A 15,304-nucleotide genomic window follows, 5' to 3' on the forward strand; every position below is an offset into this window, starting at 1 on the left:
GATATCCTAGATGCTGAGCGCCGCGGGCCGGCCCTTGGCCAGCCAGCGCGACACCATCAGGCGGACGACGGTGACCGCGGTGAACACCGATGTCGCGATGCCGATCGACAGCACGACGGCAAAACCCTTCACCGGGCCGGAGCCGAAGGCGAACATGATGATGGCGACGATGATGTTGAGGCTGTTGGCATCCCAGATCGTCCGCGTCGCGTCGCGGAAGCCGACTTCGACCGAAGGGATCACCCCCCTGCCCTTGCGCTGTTCCTCGCGGATGCGCTCGTTGATCAGCACGTTGGCATCGACCGCGGCGCCGATTGTCAGCACCATGCCGGCAATGCCCGGCAACGTCAGGGTAAAGCCGCCGACCGACATGACGCCCAGGATGAGCACGACGTTGATGACCAGCGCGATCACCGCATAGACGCCGAAGCGGCCATAGGTCGCGATCATCAGGATCGAGACGGCAAGCACCGCGACGATGGCGGCAATGGTGCCGGCGCGGACCGAATCGGCGCCGAGATCGGGCCCGACCGTGCGTTCCTCGACGACCTTCAGTTCGACCGGCAGCTTGCCCGAGCGCAGCAGGATGGCGAGTTCGTTGGCCGTCGCCGTCGTGTAGCTGCCCGAGATGATGCCCGAGCCGCCGAGGATCGGTTCGTTGATGTTGGGGGCCGAGATGACCTTGTTGTCGAGGATGATGGCGAACGGCTTGCCGACATTTTCCTGCGTGGCCTGGGCGAAGCGGCGCCCACCGGTGGAATCGAAGCGGAAGCTGACCGCCGGAGCGCCGTTCTGGTCGCTCGACACCTGGCTGTCGACGAGCTGGTCGCCGCTGATGATGGCGCGGCGCTTGACGACGACGGGGCCGCCCTCGAGGCTGGCGAGGATTTGGCTGCCGGGAGGGGCCCGGCCCTGTGCCACCTCGGCCGGATCGGCGGTGACGTCGACGAGCTTGAATTCCAGCTTGGCGGTCTTGCCGAGCAAGGCCTTGAGCGCACTCGGGTCCTGCAGGCCGGGCACCTGGACGACGATGCGGTTGGACCCCTGGCGGACGATCGTCGGTTCGCGCGTGCCGAGCTCGTCGATGCGTTTGCGGATCACTTCGACAGCCTGGGCCATGGCGTTGTCGATCGACTGGGCGACGCCGGCATCGGTCTCGGTCATCACGATCTTGTTGCCGTCGACGACGTTGACCTCGACATCGCGGGCGCCCGACAGGCCCGACAGCGGCCGCGTGACCTTGCGCAGCGCCTCGACGGCGGCATCGAGGCGAGTCGGATCGGTAACGATCAGGCTGAGATTGCCGCCGGCGGTCGACATGTCGGTGAAGGCGACCGCGCCGCCTTCGACCTGGCGCAGTTCGCTGCGGACGGTTTCCTCCAGGCTTTCGAGCTTGGCCTTGCGGACATCGTTGGTATCCGCCTCCAGCATCAGGTGCGAGCCGCCGCGCAGGTCGAGCCCGAGGCTGAGCTGTTTCGACGGCAGGAACGACGGGATCGCCGCGGCCTGGCGTTCGGAAACGAAGTTCGGCGCGGCGAAAAGAAAGCCGAGCACGATGGTGCCGATGATCGTCCAGATCTTCCAGGGTGGAAAGTCGAGCAAGATCAGCCCTTCACGTCATTCGCGGCGGCGGGCAACGGCTTGTTGCGGACATCGGCGAGCATCGCCTTGACGACCCGCACCTTGACGTTGGGGGCGATCTCGATTTCGACTTCGCCTTCGGCATCCATGACGCGGACGATTTTTCCGATGACGCCGCCCGCGGTGACGACGGTGTCGCCCTTGGTCGCGGCGCCGATCAGGTCGCGCTGCGCCTTGGCGCGCTTTTGCTGGGGCCGGATCATCAGGAAGTAAAAGATCGCGAAGATGGCGATGTAGGGTACGAAGGCGATCAGGCCGACGGCGCCGCCGGCGGGGGCGCCAGCAGCCGCCTGGGCAAAGGCCGGGGTTTCGAACATCAAAGGGCTTTCCGCAGCGTCCGGATTGGACAAGCTGCGCGCTCTAGCTTGTCGACGGCGCGCGCGCAACGGTGGGACATATTCGTGAGCGGACTGCAACACTTGCGCGACCGCCGCGTTCCACCCCCGTCGCGGCCACAACGCCATCCGAACTGCAGGTGTTGTGGCCGCGACATCGAAAAGCCGATACGACGTCGGGATGACCGACCCCCTGCTCCGCATCGCCGCCGCGCTCGAGCGCCTGTCGCCGCCGCCGGCCAGCGCCGATCCCGCCGAGGGCCATTGGTTCGTCTGGACACCGCGCGGACTGGAGGCGGTCCCGCCGCCGCGCTGCAATCAACTTTCGCTTTACGCCGGTGTCGACAGCCAACGCGACCAGCTCGTCGAAAACGCCCGCCGCCATTCGGCCGGGCTGCCGGCGCACGATGTGCTGTTGTGGGGCGCCCGCGGCATGGGCAAGAGCTCGCTGGTGCGCGCCGTTCATGGCGCACTGGTGGCTGGCGGCGCCGATGTCGCGCTGGTGCAGGTCGGCCAGCCCGATCTCGCGGGACTGCCGGCGTTGTTCACCCGGCTGGCCGACAGCCGTCGGCGCTTCACGGTGTTTCTCGATGACCTGTCGCTGGATGGCGACGGCGGCGAGGTCCATGCGCTGCGCTCCCTGCTCGATGGCGGGGTGATGGCGCGGCCCGACAATCTGCGACTGGTGGTGACCTCGAACCGCCGCAACCTGGTGCCGCGGTCGATGGCGGAAAACGATGTCGACGCGATCAACCCGCGCGATGTCGCCGATGACCGGCTGGCGCTGGCGGATCGCTTTGGGCTGCGGCTGGGTTTCCATGGCTGCGACCAGCCGACCTATCTGGCGATCTGCGAAAGTTATGCCCGCGCGTTCGGTCTGGCGTTCGACGCACCGGCGGCGCTGACCTGGGCGGCCGGGCGCGGCGCGCGATCGGGGCGGATCGCCTGGCAGTTCACGGTGGAGACCGCGGGCGCCGCCGGTGTCACCATCGCGTAACGGCCTCGACATGGGGTTAAGAACGGCCCAGATTGTCGCAACAACGGCAAAGGGGAGTTGCCATGTTGAAATTCATGTTCGCCGGCGCGGCTGCGCTGCTCGCCATGCTCGGTGTCGCCGGTCCTGCGACGGCCCAGGGTACCAACCGCATCAAATGCGAATCGCAGAACTATCGCCCTGCCAGTTGCGCCATCGGTGACGCCGCCGATGTGCGGATCACCCAGGTCATCGGCGGCCGCTGCCAGGGCGATGACTGGCGCTGGGACCGGCGCGCGATCTTTGTGCAGAACGGCTGCCGGGCGTTTTTCGATGTCGTGCAGCGCGGCGGCGGCGGTGGTGGTGGCTATCCCGGCGGCGGTTACCCGGGCGGCGGCTTCCCGGGTGGCGGCTATCCGGGTGGCGGCTATCCGGGTGGCGGCGGGCAGCAGCAGCTGGTGACGTGCGAAAGCCGCGATTACCAGCCGGCGCGCTGTGCCGCCGATACCCGCGGCGGCGTGCGCATCACGCGGCTGCGCGGTGGCCAGTGCGTGCAAGGCCAGACCTGGGGCTTCGATCGTGGCGGCATCTGGGTCAACCGCGGCTGCCGGGCGGACTTCATCGTCGGCGGCAGCTTCGCCGGTGGCGGCGGCGGCTATCCGGGTGGTGGCTATCCGGGCGGCGGCGGCGGTTATGGCCAGGTCGTCGAATGCAGCAGCCGGAATTACCGCCCGGCGCGTTGCCCGGCGATGATCCGGCGCGGTGCAGAGGTCGAGCGCGTGCTCGGCGGTGAATGTATCCAGGGCCGCAGCTGGGGTTGGGACGGCGGCGCCATCTGGGTCAACAACGGCTGCCGGGCCCGCTTCCGGGTATTCTGAGGCACGGACCCGCGCACTGTAACAATCCGGACATCGCTCCGGGGGGAGATTGTCGTGAACAAGATCGTCGGTTCGCTCTGCATCGCGGCCCTGGTCGCCGGTGAGATCGCCATCGTCGCGCCGGCATTCGCCCAGCCGGCCGACAAGATGGCGCGGCCGGCGCCGGGCCGCCCGGGCGACGGCTTCAACGGCGGCAATCGCCCCCGGCCGCCGGTGCAGCCGCCGCGGCCGGTGCGCCCGGGTGACGGCTTCAACGGCGGCAACCGCCCCCGACCGCCGATAAGCCCGCCCGTCCGGCCACCGATCAGCCCGCCGGTCGCGGTGCGCCCGCCGATCCGGCCGCCGGTGATCCAGCCGCCGCGGCCACGCCCGCCGCGCCCGCCGGTCGTCGTCCGACCACCCTATCCGGGCAACGGCTACCGGCCGCCCCATGGCGGGTGGTATCGGCCGCCGCCGCGGCCGCCCGGCGGCTGGGGCGGCGGCTATTACCCGCCGTCGCAATATTATTATGACCGCGGACCATCGGCCGGCGAAGTGATCGCGGGTGTCGTCGTCGCCGGCGGCCTGCTGGCGTTGCTGAGTTCCGCCAACCGCTCATCGTCCGCCGGCAATGGCCAGTCCTATGTGCCGCCACAGGGTAACGATGCCCAGCCGGCGGCGATCAACGTCGACCTGATGACATTGCCGTCGGCGGCGCGCCCCGTCGCCAGCACCTGCCTGACCGAGGCGGCGCGCCAGATCGGCGCCACCGGCGGCCGGGAGATCAGCATCGCCGCACTCGACGACGTCGAAAAGGGCAATGGCGGCTATCGGCTGCGCATGACGCTGAATGGTACCTATCCCGACGAGACGCGGCGCATCCCGATGTACTGCCGCGCCACGCCGACGCGGATCATCGAGCTGACCTTCGGCTGATCTCTCCCCGGGGGCGGCATCCTGCCACTCCCGGGGCTGCTGCCGTCGGGTGCGGTTGCCGCCAGCCCCCCTAGACGGCTAAGACAGTCGGATGCACCGTTTCAAGGGTATCCGATGAGCTTTGTCCGCACCACCTGGCGCGTCCTGGTTGGCATCAAGGACCTGCTGGTCCTGCTGTTGCTGCTGCTGTTCTTCATCGGGCTGTGGGCGGCGCTCAACAGCCGCACGACGCTGACCGTGCCCAGCGGCGGCGCGCTGGTGCTCAACCTCGACGGCGCCGTTGTCGACCAGGGATCGGAGCGGACGCCCTTCGAGTTTGCCAGCGGCAGCGATATCGGTCGCCAGCGCCAGGTGCGCGACATCATTCGCGGCATCGACCTGGCCGCCGAGGATGACCGCATCAAGGCCATCGTCCTCGATCTCGACACCTTCGTCGGCGCCGGCGAGGCCAATCTCCAGTCGATCGGCACCGCGCTGCGCGGTTTCCGCAAGGCCGGCAAGCCGGTGGAGGCCTATGCCACCGCCTATACCGACGACGGCTATTACCTCGCCGCCCAGGCCAACCGGGTGTGGATGAACCCGCTCGGCGGCGTGCTGCTGACCGGGCCGGGCGGCGCCAACCTCTATTTCAAGACGTTGCTCGACAAATATGGCGTCGACATCAATGTCTTCCGTGTCGGCACCTACAAGGCCGCCGTCGAACCCTTCACCCGCGCCGCGTCGTCGCCGGAGGCCAAGGCCGCCGAGCAGGCGCTCGTCGATTCGCTGTGGCAGACCTATGTCGCCGATGTGAAGGTGGCGCGTCCGGCCGCCGATGTGACCGGCTTCCTCGCCCAGTTGCCGCAACGCCTCGGTGCTGCCGGCGGTGACGCCGCCAGGGCCGCCCGGGACGCCCGGCTGATCGATGTCGTCGGCACGCGCAGCGAATTCAACGCGGCGATGGTCAAGCTGGTCGGCGAAGGCGAGCAGAAGAGCTTTGGCACCTACAGCGGCCTGACGCTCGATCGCTATCTGGCGGCGCAGTCGTCGCTGGTGCCGAAATCGGGCGACGCCGTCGGCGTCGTCTATGTCACCGGCAACATCGTCGATGGCGAGGCGCCGCGCGGCACCGCCGGCAGCACCACCATCTCGCGCGCCATCGCCCGGGCCGTGGCCGACAACGACGACATCAAGGCGCTCGTCGTCCGCGTCGACAGCGGCGGGGGTTCGGTGCTGGCGTCGGAGGAGATCCGCCAGGCGCTGATGGATGCCAAGTCGAAGGGTCTGCCGGTCGTCGCGTCGTTCGGCCCGGTGGCGGCATCGGGCGGTTACTGGGTGGCGACGGCGGCCGACGAAATCATCGCCCAGCCGTCGACGATCACCGGCTCCATCGGTGTGTTCGCCATCATCCCCAGCTTCAACCGCACGCTGGCCGAATTCGGCGTCGGCACCGACGGGGTGAAATCGACGCCCTATTCGGGTGAACCCGATATCGTGCGTGGCATCTCCCCCGAAACCAAGGTCGTGTTGCAAACCGGCGTGGAGGATGTCTACCGCCGCTTCACCGGCCTCGTCGCCGCCGCCCGCAAGCTGCCGGTGGCCGAGGTCGACCGCATCGGCCAGGGCCGCATCTGGGCCGGTACCACCGCAAAGCAGCTGAAGCTCGTCGACGGCCTCGGCGGGCTCGACACCGCCGTCGCCGCCGCGGCGCGCCGCGCCGGCATCAAGGGCGAGGTCCGCACCATCGACATCGAGCGCACGGAATCGCCGTTCGTCGGCCTGCTCAGCAGCTTTGCCGATCCCGGCGACGATCGCGACCAGGCCAGCCGCGATCCCTTTGCCAAGCTGGCCGCCGGCTCGCGGCTGCAGCTGCTCGCCGCCATCGGCGACCTGAAGACGATGGCCGGCGGCCCGACGATGCAGGCCAGCTGCCTCGAATGCAGCGGCCTCGGCAGCCCGCGCACCGCTGCCGCCGCGGAGGCGAGCAGCTGGCTGGGCAAGCTCGCGCTGCTGCTGAAATAGGTGGCGGAGGCCGCATCCCAGGGCTGGCCGGCCCGGTCCTGGGGCCTCACGATCGCCGGCGCCGCGATCGGCGTCGCCATCGACCGGCTGCTGCCGGCGGAATTGTGGCGGGGGCCGCCGCCGCCGGACGCGCTGGCCTTCGCGACCTTCCTTGCCGTCGCCGGCCTGTGCATCGCGCTGCTTGTCGAACGGACCGGCAATCGCCCGGCTGTGGTCTTCGCGCTGCTTGCGGCCGCGGTGGTCGCCGGCGTCACGCGCACCGCAGGCATCGGCGTGCCCTTCGGTCCCGACCCCTGGCGGCTGCTGTGGGCCGTGGTCGCCGTGGCGGTGGCGACGCCGCTGTTCCAGGCCTGGCGGTCGGCGCGGCCCCATGGGGGCGGCCTGCCCTATGCCGTCGCGCATGAACGCGCCTGGACCGACCTGCTGCTACTCGGCGCCGGCCTGGTGTTCGTCGGCATCGTCTGGACCATGGCCCTGCTGCTGGCCGAGCTGTTCAACCTGATCGGTATCGCGGCGCTGAAGACGTTGCTCGACAAACGATTGTTCGGCTGGGCGTTGACCGGGGCAGCGCTGGGCGGCGGCATCGGCTTGCTGCGCGAGCGCGACGCCATATTGGCGACGCTGAAGCGCGTCGTGACGACGGTGCTCGCCGTGCTGGCGCCGGTGCTGGCGGCCGGGCTGGTGGTGTTCATCCTGTCGCTGCCGTTCACCGGCCTGACGCCGCTGTGGCAGGCGACGCGATCGACGACGCCGATATTGCTGTCGTGTGTCTGGGGAGCGCTGGTGCTGGTCAACACCGTCATCGGCGACGGGCGGGACGAGGAGGCGCGCTCCCGCGTGCTGCGCGGGTCGGCGGTGGCGCTGTCGGCGACGCTGCTGTTCCTGGGCGTTATCGCCGCCGTTTCGGTCGCGGCGCGCATCCGGCAGCACGGGATTTCGCCCGACCGGCTATGGGCCGTCACCGTCTGCGGCATCGCCTGCGCCTATGGGCTCGCCTATCTGGTGGCGCTGCTCCGCGGCCGCGCCGAATGGATGGCGGTTGCACGTCAGAGCAATCTCAACCTCGCGATCGGCCTGGGCGGGCTGGCCCTGCTGCTGGCAAGCCCGATGATCGATTTCGGCGCCATCGCGACGCGCGACCAGCTGGCACGATTGCAGCGCGGCGCCGTCACGGCCGAAAAGTTCGACCTCGCCGCCCTGCGCTTCGATTTCGGGCCCGCGGGCGTTGCGGCGACGCGGGCGCTGGCGCGCACCGGCACGCCTGCGATCCGGGCCGCCGCCACGGCGGCGCTGGTGGCGGAGAGCAAGTACAAGATGGTCGATGTCCGGCAGCGCGCCGAGCAGGAACGCCGATGGGTGTTCATGCCGGCCGGCATCGCGCCGCCGCAAGCGCTGCTCGATGCCCTGCGCAGCGAAAGTTCCTGCGGCTTCGGCAGCCGCACCTGCCTGATCATGGTCGACGCGACGAAGGGCGAGGCCATCGTGGTACCGACAAGCGATATCGTGAACAGCGCCAACATCATCCGGCGGCAAGCAAACGGAAAGTGGCTGAGGGAAGGCTGGGGGGTGCCGCGCCAGGCTGCCAAGGAGACTGTGTCACAGGCGGCGATCGAACGCGCCATCAAGGCCGGGCGTGTCGAAGTTCGCACAGTGCCGCAGCGGCAGGTGTTCGTCGATGGGCAACCAATCGGAGAGCCATTCCCCTGACGCCGCCGCAACGACCCGCCGGGCCTTCGATCAGCACGAACGGAGAAATCAATTGGTCTTCGCGCCCGCCCTCCCTATCTCACCGCTGACCGTTCTTGCCTGAAAGCCCCGCCATGACCGACTATGATTTCGACCTGTTCGTCATCGGGGCCGGTTCGGGCGGCGTTCGCGCCTCGCGCATCGCTGCCGGGCACGGTGCGCGCGTCGCGGTGGCCGAGGAGTTTCGCGTCGGCGGCACCTGCGTCATCCGCGGCTGCGTGCCGAAAAAGCTGCTCGTCTATGGCGCGCATTTCGCCGAGGACCTGGTCGATGCCCGGCGTTTCGGCTGGCGGCTGGAGGGCAAGTCGTTCGATTGGCCGACGCTGCGCGACAATGTCCTGGCCGAGGTCGACCGGCTGAACGGCATCTACGAGAACACGCTCGATAGCCACAAGGTGACGATCTTCCACGACCGCGCCGTTTTCATCGATCCGCACACGCTCGATGTCGGCGGCAAGCGCATCACCGCCGGCCGCATCCTGATCGCCACCGGTGCCCGGCCGACAGTGCCGGCGTTGCCCGGCGCCGACCTCGGCATCACGTCGAACGAGGTGTTTCACCTGGAAACGCTGCCGAAGAAGGTCGTCATTGCCGGCGGCGGCTATATCGCCAATGAATTCGCCGGCATCTTCCACGAACTCGGCGTCAGCGTTACCTTGGTCAACCGCGGCGACCAGATCCTGCGCGGCTGGGACACCGCCCTGCGCGACCGGCTGCTGACCATTTCGATGACCAAGGGCATCAATTTCAAGTTCAACCACAGCCTGAAGAGCATCGAGAAGATCGAGACCGGCGTCCGTGTCAATTTCGATGACGATGAAGCCATCGAGGCCGACCTGCTGCTGTGGGCGGTCGGTCGCCGGCCAAATGTCGAGGGCCTGGGGCTGGACGTCGCCGGGGTGGAGCTCGACGAGCGCGGCGCCATCCGCGTCGATGCCGACAGTGGCACCAATGTCCCGCATATCCACGCCGTCGGCGACGTCACCGATCGCATCCAGCTGACGCCGATCGCCATCCGCGAGGGCCATGCCTATGCCGACACGGTGTTCGGCAACAAGCCGACGCGGGTCGACTATGATTGCGTGCCCAGCGCGGTGTTCTCCAACCCGCCGCTCGGCAGCGTCGGGCTCAGCGAGGGCCAGGCCAGGAACACGCTGGGCCCGGTGCGGGTCTATACGTCGGATTTCCGGCCGATGCGCAACGTCCTCGCCGGTCGCAACGAGCGCGCGCTCTACAAGCTCGTCGTCGACGAAGCGACCGGCAAGGTGGTCGGCGCCCATATGATCGGCCCCGATGCGCCGGAGGTGCTGCAGGCCGTCGCCATCGCCATCAAGGCCGGGCTGACCAAGGCGCAGTTCGACGAGACGGTGGCGCTGCACCCGACGATGGCGGAGGAACTGGTGCTGATGCGCTAGGGCGGGCTCTACAATTTGCCCGCCGCCGCCAGCTGCCGCTCCAGCACCGGCAGCGTTTCCCGCGCCAGCGCCGCCACCTCGCCATCGCCGGTGCCGAGCTGGGCCCGATACCGGGCGATATCCTTGCCGCGATCGGCGATCATCCGCGCCTTGAAGGCTTCGTCAAAGGCGGCGCCCTGCATCAGCGACAGGCGCTCATAGGCGGCGCGCTGGTCGGGATCGAGCACCTCGGGCAGCTTGATGCGCCGCGCTTCGGCCAGTTCGCTGACACGGTTCAGATGCGCATCATGGTCGGTCACCAGCATGCGGCCGAATTCGCGCACCCGGTTGGACAGGCCCTGCGCCTCCGCCAGTCGCCCGATGGCGGCTTCGGCCAGGTCATCCTGGGCGGCCATGGCCAGGAACGGGGGCTCGTCGGCCATCCCGGCGCTCGCGACCAGCAGCGTCGCTGCAAAGACGAGATGCTTCATTTTCGTACTCCATACGCAACACGACAAGCGTAAATACGCCTGAAAGCCGGGTGCCGCCAGCACGGTTCCCCAGCGAAAGGCTTGCGCCGCGCCGTGGGACGACGCAAAGCGGCACAGTTATGACGAAGACGAGACCCTGGACCCTTGAAAGCTGGCGTGCCCATGAGGCGAGGCAGCTGCCGGCCTATCCCGATGCCGCCGCGCTGGCCGCCGTCGAGGGTGAGTTGCGCTCCTATCCGCCGCTGGTCTTTGCCGGCGAAGCGCGCGACCTGATCGGCGCGCTCGCCGATGTCGAGGCCGGCAAGGCGTTCCTGCTGCAGGGCGGCGACTGCGCCGAAAGCTTTGCCGATTTCCACCCCAACAACATCCGCGACACCTTCCGCGTGCTGCTGCAGATGGCGGTCGTACTGACCTTTGCGTCGAAGATGCCGGTGGTGAAGGTCGGCCGCATGGCGGGGCAATATGCCAAGCCGCGGTCGGGCGATTTCGAGGAGATCGACGGCGTCTCGCTGCCGAGCTATCGCGGCGACAATGTCAACGACATCGCCTTCACGCCCGAGGCCCGCACGCCCGATCCCGAACGCATGCGCACCGGCTACATGCACGCCGCGGCGACGCTCAACCTGCTGCGGGCCTTTGCCAGCGGCGGCTATGCCAATCTGTACCAGGTCCACAAATGGAACCTGGACTTCACCGGCCGCTCGCTGTGGTCGGACCAGTACAAGGCACTGGCGGATCGCATCGGCGAGGCACTCGATTTCATGGCGGCCTGCGGCGTGTCGCCCGAGACGGTGCCGCAGCTGAAGGGCGCCAGCTTCTTCACCAGCCATGAGGCGCTGCTGCTCGGCTACGAACAGGCGATGACGCGGCAGGATTCGCTGACCGGCGACTGGTACGACACTTCGGCGCACATGCTGTGGATCGGCGACCGAACGCGCTTTGCCGGTTCGGCTCATGTCGAGTTCCTGCGCGGCGTCGGCAATCCGCTGGGCCTGAAATGCGGCCCGACGACGGAGGCCGACGACCTGATTCGCCTGATCGACACGCTCAATCCCGGCAACATCCCCGGCAAATTGACGCTGATCACCCGCTTCGGCCACGACAAGGTGGAGGCCCACCTGCCCCGGCTGATCCGTGCCGTCGAACGCGAAGGCAAGCGCGTCATCTGGTCGTGCGACCCGATGCACGGCAACACGGTAAAGGCCGCCGGCGGCCTGAAGACCCGGCCGTTCGACCGCATCCTGGCCGAGGTGAAGAGCGTCTTCGCCGTCCACCGCGCCGAGGGCAGCCACGCCGGCGGCATCCATATCGAGATGACCGGGCAGAACGTCACCGAATGCACCGGCGGCGCCATCGCCATCACCGACGAGGGCCTCGCCGACCGCTACCAGACGCAGTGCGACCCGCGCCTCAACGCCAGCCAGAGCCTGGAGCTTGCGTTCCTGATCGCCGAGGCGCTGAAGGCGGAACGGGATGCCCGCCCGGCACGGGCTGCCTGAGACTCGCCCGGCGCGGGCTGCTTGGGAGTGGCGCGCCGGACCTGATTGACAAGCGGCGGCACAACGTCCAAATCCCGCCTCCCGCAGCGGCCCCTTCGTCTAGCGGTCAGGACGTCGCCCTCTCACGGCGAAAGCACGAGTTCGATTCTCGTAGGGGTCACCACGCTGCGCTACCGGCCCTCGAAATGGGGCGGACGCTTCTCGAAAAAGGCCTGCACGCCCTCGCGCACATCGGCGCTGGGGTTGGTGATCATCACGGCCAGCTGCGCATCCCCGAGCGATTCCGCCAGCGACAGGCCGGCGGCGCGGGCCAGCATCTGCTTCGACAGGCGCACCGCCAGCGGCGCGCGGGTGGCGAGCGCGACCGCCATTTCCAGCGTTCGCGCCGCCAGCGCGTCATCGGCGACGACTTCGGTGACCAGCCCGAGCCGTTCTGCCGCCGGCGCGTCGTAGATCTCGCTCAGCAGAACCATCTTCAGCGCCCTGTCGTATCCCATGGCGCGCGGGAACAACCAGGCGCCGCCCTCGTCGGGCAGCAGGCCGACCTTGTTGCTGGTGTCGCCGAGGCGGGCCGTCGCTGCCGCCAGGCGGAAATCGCAGGCCAGCGCCAAGGCCAGCCCGCCGGCGACGGCATGGCCACGGATCATCGCGATGCTCGGCTTGTCGAGCCGGGTCAGCGCCAGCACCACCGCCTGCATGCCCTCCCGCATTTCGCGGCCATGCCCCATCGGCGCCGTGGCGACGCGGGACTGGTGCACGGGATCGGCGCCCGACAAGTCGCCGCCGGTGCAGAAGGCGCGGGTGCCGGCGCCGGTCAGGATCAGCACCTTCAGGCTGTCATCGTCGCGAAACGCGGCGATGCCGGCCAGCAATTCCTGCGTCATGGCAAAGCTGTAGGCGTTCATCGCCGCCGGCCGGTCGAGCGTCAACCGGGCGACGCCGGGCGCCGGGCTGTCGTTTCGAAGAGTCTGGTGGCGCTGCCCGAGAAAGCTAGTGTCGGTCATCGGGCGCATCCTCCACTCGGTCGGCGGGCGCCAGCATAGGGTGGAGATGCACGCATGGGCAATTCAACGGATTATGCGGACATCCTCTACGGTGTCGACGCCGGCGTCGCCACAATCACGCTCAATCGCCCCGATCGGCTGAATGCCTGGTGCGCCTCGCTCGATACCGATGTGCGGGCGGCGATGCGCGCGGCGAGCGACGACGATGCGGTGCGGGTGATCGTGCTGACCGGCGCCGGCCGCGGTTTCTGCGCCGGCGCCGACATGAACGTGCTGCAGGGCATCCAGGACGGCGGCGGCGACGCCCGACCGGAGGCCGCCGGGCCCTGGGACCCGGCGGCGCGGGAGGATTTCCGGAAACAGTACAGCTGGTTCCCGGCGGTGCCCAAGCCGATCATCGCCGCCATCAACGGCCCCTGCGCCGGGCTCGGCATGGTGCTGGCGCTCTATGCCGACATCCGGCTGGCATCCGACCTGGCGGTGTTCTCGACGGCGTTTGCGCGGCGTGGCCTGATCGCCGAGCACGGCATTTCCTGGCTGCTGCCGCGCCTGGTCGGCATGGCCAATGCTGCCGACCTGCTGTTTTCGGCGCGGCGGGTGGAAGCGGCGGAAGCCCGGGGGCTCGGCCTCGTCAACCGCGTCATCCCGCATGCCGATTTTGCCGCCGAGGTGCAGGCCTATGCCAGGATGCTCGCCAGCGAAGTCTCGCCACGCTCGCTCGTGGCGATGAAGCGCGAGCTCTGGAATGCCCAGTTCACCGGGCTCGGCGAGGCCATCGAGGCGGCGAATCTCGACATGGTCGGCAGCTTTGCCAGCGACGATTTCCGCGAAGGCGTCGCCCATTATCTCGAAAAACGGCCGGCGGCGTTCACCGGCCGCTGACACCGCGGGTTTTGCGATTTTCGCACAGCTGAGGCAGGGTCTGCCGATCAACTGTGGGGACGATCGGCGTTGCTGAAGCCTGGGACGAATTGCTGGCGAATCGAAACGGCCACAAAGGTGTCGGTCATCGTCGACGCCGCCAATTATTTCGTCGCGGCGCGATCGGCGATGCGCAAGGCGCGGCACCGGATCATGCTCATCGGCTGGGATTTCGACACCCGTATCCGGCTCAGCGACAGCCCGACCGAGCCCGACCAGCCGACCGTCGGCGATTTCATCTGGTCGCTGGTCGAGGCCAATCCGGAGCTTGATATCTATCTGTTGCGCTGGGACCTTGGCGCGCTGAAGCTGATCACCCGCGGATCGACGGCACTGACCCTGCTGAAATGGATGAGCCATCCGCGCATCCATACCAAGCTCGACGGCACCCATCCGACCGGCGCCTCGCACCACCAGAAGATCTGCGTGGTCGATGATTGCATGGCGTTCTGCGGCGGCATCGACATGACCGGCGGCCGCTGGGACACGCGCGAGCACAAGGACGACGACCCAAGGCGCGTCGGCCCCGACGGCACGCCCTGCCCGCCCTGGCACGATGCCACCAGCGCGCTGCAGGGCCCGGTCGCCGCGGCGCTCGGCGACCTGTGCCGCGATCGCTGGCAGCGCGCCGGCTGCGACCCGTTGGAGCCGGTACCAGGGGTCAGCGATTGCTGGCCCGATGATCTGGAGGTCGATTTCGAGAATGTCGAGGTCGCCATCGCCCGATCGGAGCCGCTGATGCCCGATCGCGCCGCGGTACTGGAGATCGAGCGACTCTATCTCGACCAGATCGCCGGCGCGCGGCACTTCATCTACGCCGAAAGCCAGTATTTCGCCTCGCGCCGCATCGCCGAAGCCATCGCCCGCCGGCTCGACGAGGACGACGGGCCCGAGATCGTCGTCATCAATCCGCTGACGGCGCAGGGCTGGCTGGAACCCATCGCGATGGACACCGCCCGCGCCCGGCTGTTCGAGGCGCTGCGTCGCCGCGACAGGCACGGCCGGCTGCGGCTGTACCATCCGTTCACCACCGGCGGCGAGCCCATCTATGTCCATGCCAAGATCCTGATCATCGACGACGCGGTGCTGCGGGTCGGATCGTCGAATATCAACAATCGCTCGCTGCGGCTGGATACCGAATGCGACATCGCGATCCACGCGGCGCACGGCGACAATGCCGCACGCGCGGCGGCAATCCGCAACATCAAGATCGGGTTGATCGCCGAGCACGTCGATGCGACGGTCGACGAGGTCGCGGCGACGATCGAGCGGACCGGATCGTTGATCGCGACGATTGAGGCATTGCGACCGACGAAAAACTGCCTGCGCCCGTACGAACTGCCCGATGTCGATGCCGTGGCCAAATGGTTGGCCGATAACGAGGTTCTCGACCCGGAAGGGCCCGACGAAATGTTCGAGTCGGTGGCGGATCGCGGACTTTTTCGCGGCATCCATCTCTGGCGGCACGCGAGCTAAGACGCGCGTTCGATATCCAACGCGCGACGT

Annotated in this window: 13 protein-coding genes and 1 tRNA gene; 10 read left to right on the forward strand and 4 right to left on the reverse strand. The window is 68.4% G+C overall.

Features of this window, described 5'->3' with window-relative positions:
* Window positions 1-6: 6 nt before the first annotated feature.
* Both secD and yajC read right to left on the reverse strand, forming a co-directional pair.
* Window positions 7-1,602: a protein translocase subunit SecD gene (gene secD, locus ACP7AI_RS04985; RefSeq protein ID WP_426164752.1), complete on the reverse strand. Its 1,596-nt coding sequence runs from the start codon at window positions 1,600-1,602 to the stop codon at window positions 7-9.
* A 2-nt stretch (window positions 1,603-1,604) separates the two neighbouring features.
* Complete coding sequence (gene yajC, locus ACP7AI_RS04990) at window positions 1,605-1,958, reverse strand: preprotein translocase subunit YajC (RefSeq protein WP_426164754.1); 354 nt, start codon at window positions 1,956-1,958, stop codon at window positions 1,605-1,607.
* A 199-nt stretch (window positions 1,959-2,157) separates the two neighbouring features.
* Here yajC and ACP7AI_RS04995 point away from each other — a divergent pair, with 199 nt between their 5' ends.
* The 6 genes from ACP7AI_RS04995 to gor all read left to right on the forward strand — a co-directional run bounded on the left by ACP7AI_RS04995 (window position 2,158) and on the right by gor (window position 9,904).
* Entirely contained in the window at window positions 2,158-2,973 is an 816-nt protein-coding gene (locus ACP7AI_RS04995; protein WP_426164756.1) for an ATP-binding protein, read from the forward strand.
* Window positions 2,974-3,035: 62 nt separating this feature from the next.
* A complete protein-coding gene (locus tag ACP7AI_RS05000; RefSeq protein WP_426164758.1) occupies window positions 3,036-3,827 on the forward strand; it encodes a DUF3011 domain-containing protein in 792 nt (263 codons plus the stop codon).
* A gap of 54 nt (window positions 3,828-3,881) precedes the next feature.
* Window positions 3,882-4,742: a hypothetical protein gene (locus ACP7AI_RS05005; RefSeq protein ID WP_426164760.1), complete on the forward strand. Its 861-nt coding sequence runs from the start codon at window positions 3,882-3,884 to the stop codon at window positions 4,740-4,742.
* A gap of 114 nt (window positions 4,743-4,856) precedes the next feature.
* Window positions 4,857-6,743, forward strand: a complete 1,887-nt coding sequence (gene sppA, locus ACP7AI_RS05010) for a signal peptide peptidase SppA (RefSeq protein WP_426164762.1) — start codon at window positions 4,857-4,859, stop codon at window positions 6,741-6,743.
* Window positions 6,744-8,450 (forward strand): DUF4153 domain-containing protein, encoded by a 1,707-nt coding sequence (locus ACP7AI_RS05015; RefSeq protein WP_426164764.1) that lies wholly within the window; start codon window positions 6,744-6,746, stop codon window positions 8,448-8,450.
* A 113-nt stretch (window positions 8,451-8,563) separates the two neighbouring features.
* The gene (gene gor / locus ACP7AI_RS05020; protein ID WP_426164766.1) at window positions 8,564-9,904 is read left to right on the forward strand and encodes a glutathione-disulfide reductase; all 1,341 of its coding nucleotides are present in this window, start codon (window positions 8,564-8,566) and stop codon (window positions 9,902-9,904) included.
* A gap of 8 nt (window positions 9,905-9,912) precedes the next feature.
* On the opposite strand, the gene ACP7AI_RS05025 is transcribed toward gor, so the two are convergent.
* The gene (locus ACP7AI_RS05025) at window positions 9,913-10,374 is read right to left on the reverse strand and encodes a DUF4142 domain-containing protein (protein WP_426164768.1); all 462 of its coding nucleotides are present in this window, start codon (window positions 10,372-10,374) and stop codon (window positions 9,913-9,915) included.
* Window positions 10,375-10,493: 119 nt separating this feature from the next.
* Between ACP7AI_RS05025 and ACP7AI_RS05030 the strand changes: the two genes are divergently transcribed.
* Both ACP7AI_RS05030 and ACP7AI_RS05035 read left to right on the forward strand, forming a co-directional pair.
* Complete coding sequence (locus tag ACP7AI_RS05030; RefSeq protein WP_426164770.1) at window positions 10,494-11,873, forward strand: class II 3-deoxy-7-phosphoheptulonate synthase; 1,380 nt, start codon at window positions 10,494-10,496, stop codon at window positions 11,871-11,873.
* A gap of 88 nt (window positions 11,874-11,961) precedes the next feature.
* Window positions 11,962-12,036 (forward strand) — tRNA-Glu (locus tag ACP7AI_RS05035).
* Window positions 12,037-12,043: 7 nt separating this feature from the next.
* On the opposite strand, the gene ACP7AI_RS05040 is transcribed toward ACP7AI_RS05035, so the two are convergent.
* Window positions 12,044-12,877: an enoyl-CoA hydratase/isomerase family protein gene (locus ACP7AI_RS05040; protein ID WP_426164772.1), complete on the reverse strand. Its 834-nt coding sequence runs from the start codon at window positions 12,875-12,877 to the stop codon at window positions 12,044-12,046.
* A gap of 54 nt (window positions 12,878-12,931) precedes the next feature.
* Here ACP7AI_RS05040 and ACP7AI_RS05045 point away from each other — a divergent pair, with 54 nt between their 5' ends.
* Window positions 12,932-13,759, forward strand: coding sequence for an enoyl-CoA hydratase (locus tag ACP7AI_RS05045; RefSeq protein WP_426164774.1), 828 nt, complete (start codon window positions 12,932-12,934; stop codon window positions 13,757-13,759).
* A 117-nt stretch (window positions 13,760-13,876) separates the two neighbouring features.
* Entirely contained in the window at window positions 13,877-15,274 is a 1,398-nt protein-coding gene (locus ACP7AI_RS05050; RefSeq protein WP_426164776.1) for a phospholipase D-like domain-containing protein, read from the forward strand.
* Window positions 15,275-15,304: the final 30 nt, after the last annotated feature.

Source organism: Sandarakinorhabdus sp. DWP1-3-1 (assembly GCF_049896705.1).
Taxonomy (GTDB): domain Bacteria; phylum Pseudomonadota; class Alphaproteobacteria; order Sphingomonadales; family Sphingomonadaceae; genus Sandarakinorhabdus.

What these genes read in the sequence shown, in the direction of transcription:
- gor (WP_426164766.1), top strand. Translation starts at nt 8,564, where the DNA reads ATGACCGACTATGATTTCGACCTGTTCGTCATCGGGGCCGGTTCGGGC.
- yajC (WP_426164754.1), bottom strand. Translation starts at nt 1,958, where the DNA reads ATGTTCGAAACCCCGGCCTTTGCCCAGGCGGCTGCTGGCGCCCCCGCC.
- ACP7AI_RS05000 (WP_426164758.1), top strand. Translation starts at nt 3,036, where the DNA reads ATGTTGAAATTCATGTTCGCCGGCGCGGCTGCGCTGCTCGCCATGCTC.
- ACP7AI_RS05025 (WP_426164768.1), bottom strand. Translation starts at nt 10,374, where the DNA reads ATGAAGCATCTCGTCTTTGCAGCGACGCTGCTGGTCGCGAGCGCCGGG.
- sppA (WP_426164762.1), top strand. Translation starts at nt 4,857, where the DNA reads ATGAGCTTTGTCCGCACCACCTGGCGCGTCCTGGTTGGCATCAAGGAC.
- ACP7AI_RS04995 (WP_426164756.1), top strand. Translation starts at nt 2,158, where the DNA reads ATGACCGACCCCCTGCTCCGCATCGCCGCCGCGCTCGAGCGCCTGTCG.
- ACP7AI_RS05030 (WP_426164770.1), top strand. Translation starts at nt 10,494, where the DNA reads ATGACGAAGACGAGACCCTGGACCCTTGAAAGCTGGCGTGCCCATGAG.
- ACP7AI_RS05045 (WP_426164774.1), top strand. Translation starts at nt 12,932, where the DNA reads ATGGGCAATTCAACGGATTATGCGGACATCCTCTACGGTGTCGACGCC.
- ACP7AI_RS05040 (WP_426164772.1), bottom strand. Translation starts at nt 12,877, where the DNA reads ATGACCGACACTAGCTTTCTCGGGCAGCGCCACCAGACTCTTCGAAAC.